At 48.0% G+C, this 4830-nt stretch carries 5 protein-coding genes; 1 reads left to right on the forward strand and 4 read right to left on the reverse strand.

All coding sequences use genetic code 11. The annotated features are described in order from the left end of the window. Positions 1-746: HAMP domain-containing sensor histidine kinase (locus QCH34_RS06825; protein WP_300332134.1), on the forward strand; the 746-nt coding region annotated here is incomplete at its 5' end. Positions 747-859: 113 nt separating this feature from the next. Here QCH34_RS06825 and QCH34_RS06830 read toward each other — a convergent pair. The 4 genes from QCH34_RS06830 to QCH34_RS06845 all read right to left on the reverse strand — a co-directional run. Then, the gene (locus QCH34_RS06830; protein ID WP_300332137.1) at positions 860-2026 is read right to left on the reverse strand and encodes a hypothetical protein; all 1167 of its coding nucleotides are present in this window, start codon (positions 2024-2026) and stop codon (positions 860-862) included. A gap of 135 nt (positions 2027-2161) precedes the next feature. Then, positions 2162-2917 carry a uroporphyrinogen-III C-methyltransferase gene (gene cobA, locus QCH34_RS06835; RefSeq protein WP_300332140.1) on the reverse strand — a complete coding sequence of 252 codons (756 nt, stop codon included), beginning with the start codon at positions 2915-2917 and terminating at the stop codon, positions 2162-2164. Between the two features lie 2 nt (positions 2918-2919). Beyond that, on the reverse strand, positions 2920-3807 hold the full coding sequence (gene hemC / locus QCH34_RS06840) for a hydroxymethylbilane synthase (protein WP_300332143.1): 888 nt from the start codon (positions 3805-3807) through the stop codon (positions 2920-2922). Further along, a partial coding sequence (locus QCH34_RS06845; RefSeq protein WP_300332145.1) for a glutamate-1-semialdehyde 2,1-aminomutase occupies positions 3795-4830 on the reverse strand: 1036 nt, incomplete at its 5' end. The genes hemC and QCH34_RS06845, both read right to left, overlap by 13 nt.

Raw genomic sequence — 4830 nt, forward strand, 5'->3', positions numbered from 1 at the left:
TCAAAAGAATCTCCTCTCTCAATACGGAAGTTAAGAGTATAACTGTCCATTCTCTCACCGGCGAATCGATAGATGTTGAAGGTGATGATGAAGTTGCCGAACTTGGGCATTCCATCAATCATCTGCTGGGCGAGATTGAAGAGGATCAAAAGGTAATTCGGGAGAGTGAAGAACACTATCGCCTTCTCTTCAATGCGGTGGATGATCTGATGCTTCTGGTAGCACTTGACGATGATAAGAAGCCAGGTAAGATACTGGATTCAAATAAGGCTGTAACTGGAGCACTTGGTATTTCCCGGGAAGAACTCATCGGAATGCGCCTTTCACAGGTTTTTACCATTGATGATGACGACTCCCAAAAAACCTTTCTTACCGGTTATTTCTTTCCAATTACTGGTGATCCTCTTCCCGTTGAGGTGAGTATGCATACGTTCATTCATAAAAACAGATCTGCTGCAATATGGGGTGCCAGAGATATCTCTGAACGGGTTAAGATTGAGCGGGAGAGGGCTGCATCTATCGAAAGACTCAGCCAGAATATTGATCAGTTTGCCATCCTCGGTGATAATATCCGAAATCCTCTACAGGTTATACGGGGATGCGTTGCTCTTCTTGAAGGAGAGGAAGAGTATATTTCATTGATTGAGGAGCATGTCGATCAGATCGACGAACGAATAAAACAACTTGATTCGGGTTGGCTGGAATCAGAGAATGTGATCAAATTTATGAGGCGGCACTATAAGTAAAACCAGTTAAAGGTGGAATAGATCTGTTTCAAGATGATAATATGATAGCTGATTGATGATGATACCAGTCTTCACAATACTTTTGAAAAAGATGCGATAAAATTTATAAAAAATTATTGAGAATCGCCTAATCCATACACTTTTAGAAGGTTATTTAGAATAGTTCTCAGTATTCCATACTCTTCAGTCTTATCCTCTTCGTTATCCGGGTTTACAGTTTTGCCTGAGTTCTGTTCATCCTGAATACTATTTGATATAAGGGTCTCTTCACCATCATTTTCTTCGACGACATTATCTGTGGGGGATAAGATATTCCCATTAATCTCTATTGGAGTGACAATCTCCGTGACTATTGGGCTTTGCGCTCCCGGGGCGATAAACATTGCAAATACGGTGAAATGATCTGTAAATGCAGTGACAGTTCTTACCTCTGGGTTTACTGATGAATCGATCCGCTCCCAGTCATTTGTTTCTGTATTGAACCACTCCACAGCGAGTGATGAAGGATCATCCCCTGTCTCTTCCATGAGTGCGTCCCAACGCTGCTGACTGAATGGACCAAAGGTCACTCCTACTTTTTCAGAGAAGGTGGCACCAGCAGGACCACAGATTACTACTTCACCTGCATGTCGATATGTTGAGTCACTGGCTACATCCGGAATAGTATCTGATCCAACTTCTCGAATGGTAATCTGGCTGACCTGCTGACCATTTATCTGGACAACAGTACCTTGAGGAATAAAGAGCTGAGCTGTTTCTTCTGGTGATTGTATAATAGTTGAGGAACTGCTCTTACCTGTCTCGGGATCAGGCTTGACTTCTCCAATACCCCCACGACTTACGGTGGGAAGTGATCCTGACTGTCCGGGTGCACTGCCTGAGTTCCCTGGTGTGTCTCCTGACTGTCCGGGTGCACTGTCTGAGTTTCCTGGTGCGTCTCCTGACTGTCCGGGTGCACTGCCTGAGTTACCTGAGTTCCCTCCTGAGTTTGCTGATGAGTCTCCTGAATTCCCTGAGCTCCCTGGTGCGTCTCCTGACTGTCCGGGTGCACTGCCCGATTTGCCCGGGTTATCCGGAGGGCCAGCTGTAAGAGGCCCTTGTATTGGAGTTATGACTGGCGGAATTCTGTAAAGTTCGGAATCCACATATGCTCCACTCTCAACAAGCCCAAAAGGACTACTTGATGACATCATTTCCGGTCCGACAACCTGAAATGAATATGCTCCTGCAGTTGAAATACAGAGCATGAGCATGATGATTATGGATGGTATTAATCTCATGGTTTCACCTATCAACCTGCGTTCTCATAATGGTATTTCCTGTTTTAAAATTAAAATATGTTTGTTTAATTATTTAATCGACGGTCTTTTATTGCCCCATATATTTCAATAGTTATAAATGAATAAAAAGAAGTTTCAGCTTCGGCTCCACGCCCCCTCGCTCCCATCACGATACAGGGAGACGACCCCTCCTATCACGATGATTGCGGGTGGCTTTACCCCGGCTTCTCTGGCTTTTTCAGCAATATCTGAAAGAGTTCCGATTGTTACACGCTGATCAGGGCGGAAGCCCCGTTCAATAATGGCAACCGGATTCTCAGCTGTCATTCCATGCTCGATAAGTGATCTGGTGATCATGCCCAGATTCTTCACTCCCATCAGGATTACGATGGTGCCTGGTGACCGTGCCAGCCATCCCCAGTCTATTGCAGATTCTTCTTTTGTCGGGTCTTCATGCCCTGTCAGAAATGTAACCTGGCTTGCGTGGCTCCGGTGTGTAACTGGAATCCCTGCACACCCGGGAACAGCTACTGCACTCGTAATCCCGGGGACAACCTCGACAGCGATATTATGTTCTCTCAGAACTTCCATCTCCTCTCCACCACGGCCAAAGACAAATGGGTCCCCTCCTTTCAGCCTGACAACACGTTTGCCTTTTTGTGCCCTGTCCACCATGAGGCTCTCGATCTCTTCCTGTTTCAGGGTATGGGATCCACCAAATTTTCCGCAGTTGATCTTCTCAGCCGTCTCCGGTAATGTTGCAAGGATCTCATCTCCGGGCAGTTGATCGTAGAGGATCACCTCAGCCGAATCAATCACTTCACGCGCTCGAAATGTCAATAAGCCAAGGCCGCCAGGCCCTGATCCGACAAGATATACGATTCCGGTCATGGTTATTTCAACCCCAGTTTCTCTTTTGCTTCAAGAATAAGATTCAAAGAGCGATCACGAAGCTCTGATCCAATTCTGCGTGCATCGTCAATCTGCCCGACATGCTCTTCCATGCGTTCATACGTCCTTCCATCCAGCGAAAGAATCTCCGCTATCAGGTTGCCGTTTTGACAATAGATTCCCTGCGGGGTAAAGCAACCGCCGCCGACTTCTTCCATCACTGCACGTTCGATCTCTGTATCCCTGCGGGTTGCAGGGTGATCGAGTGGCCGAATCAGATCGGCTATCTCTGGATCATTCCTACTCACCACAGCAATTGTTCCCTGGTTTGGGGCCGGGACAAAGTGGCTTGTCGGGAGCCTGATTCCATTTAAATGAATTGACATCCGGGCAAGTCCTGCTTCTGCAAGCATAATTGCATCGTATTCACCGGATTTCAGCTTTCGAATTCGTGTGTCGATATTGCCCCTGAGCTCCCTGATCTCATACCCGGGGTCATGGCGGAGAAGTTGTGCCCTCCTCCGTGTGCTGGAGGTTCCGATACAGGAGATCTCATCAAGCGGGATATCGAACGCAAGATAGTCATTTGGAGGATCGCGGGGGAGAATAGCAGCGGTAGTAATTCCGTCCGGGCGGGCTGCCGGGATATCTTTCATACTATGAACCGCACAGTCAATCTCACCCCGGAGGATCGCATCATCAAGTGCCCTGACAAAAATCCCCTGCCCCCCAACCTCGTGAAGAGGGACACCGGTCTGTGCATCGCCTTCTGTTTTGATGATGATACTCTCTGATTCAATCCCATTCTTCAGAAGGAGTTTGGAGACGATCTCAGTCTGCTTTCGAGCAAGGGCACTTGCACGTGTGCCTATCCTGATTATGGAAGGCATGAATGGTAGACTCCGGCAATTGTCTCGATATCTTCGTCAGTATGTGCAAATGAGAGGAAATTTGATTCGTACTGTGCCGGAGGGAGGAAGACCCCATTCTGAAGCGCAGCCTTCCAGAATACTCCGAATGCATTTGTATCGCTCTCTTTTGCCTCTGTATAATTTGATGGCGGATCGCTTCTGAAGAAATATTTGAAGATGGATTGTGTCCTGACAAACGATCCCTCCGCAGATGAGGGAAGACTCTCTTCGATTACACGGGTGCGCTCTTCTGCCCGATGATATTCTTCACGGTGAGCATTCAGATAATCGATGGTCGCGATCCCGGCAGCAAGCGAGAGTGGATTGCCGCTGAAAGTTCCTGCCTGGTAGACGGGTCCTGCTGGTGCGATCATCTCCATGATATCCTTTCTTCCTCCAAACGCTCCGATTGGGAGTCCGCCTCCGATGATCTTTCCCAGTGTGGTCAGGTCAGGTGTAATGCCATATTCCTGTGCAGCACCGCCGATGCCAAGCCGGTATCCGGTGATCACTTCATCAAAGATAAGGAGGACACCGTGTTCCTGTGTGATCGCACGAACATCTTTCAGGTAGTTCTCTTCAGGTAGAATTGGTCCGATATTCCCCATCACCGGCTCAAGGATGAATGCGGCAATATCAGGATCGTCAGAGAGGATTTGATCAAGTGCCTCAGGATTATTATACGGTACCTGCCGCGTGAATTCTGCGACACCGACAGGAATTCCGGCAGAATCCGGAATTCCAAGTGTAGTTGCACCAGATCCTGCCTTTATAAGGACACTGTCATGAGCGCCGTGAAATCCCCCTTCAATCTTCAGAATCTTTTTCTTCTGCGTAAAACCGCGTGCCAGCCTGATTGCTGCCATTGTGGCTTCTGATCCGCTTGAGACACAGCGTACCATCTCAACGCCGGGTTGATCGCGGATGATCCGCTCAGCCATTTCGATCTCCTGTTCAGCCGGTGTTCCATAGAGCCAGCCGCGATCAAGCTGCTTCTGAATG

It is taken from the genome of Methanocalculus sp., from assembly GCF_029762515.1.
Taxonomy (GTDB): Archaea; Halobacteriota; Methanomicrobia; order Methanomicrobiales; family Methanocorpusculaceae; genus Methanocalculus.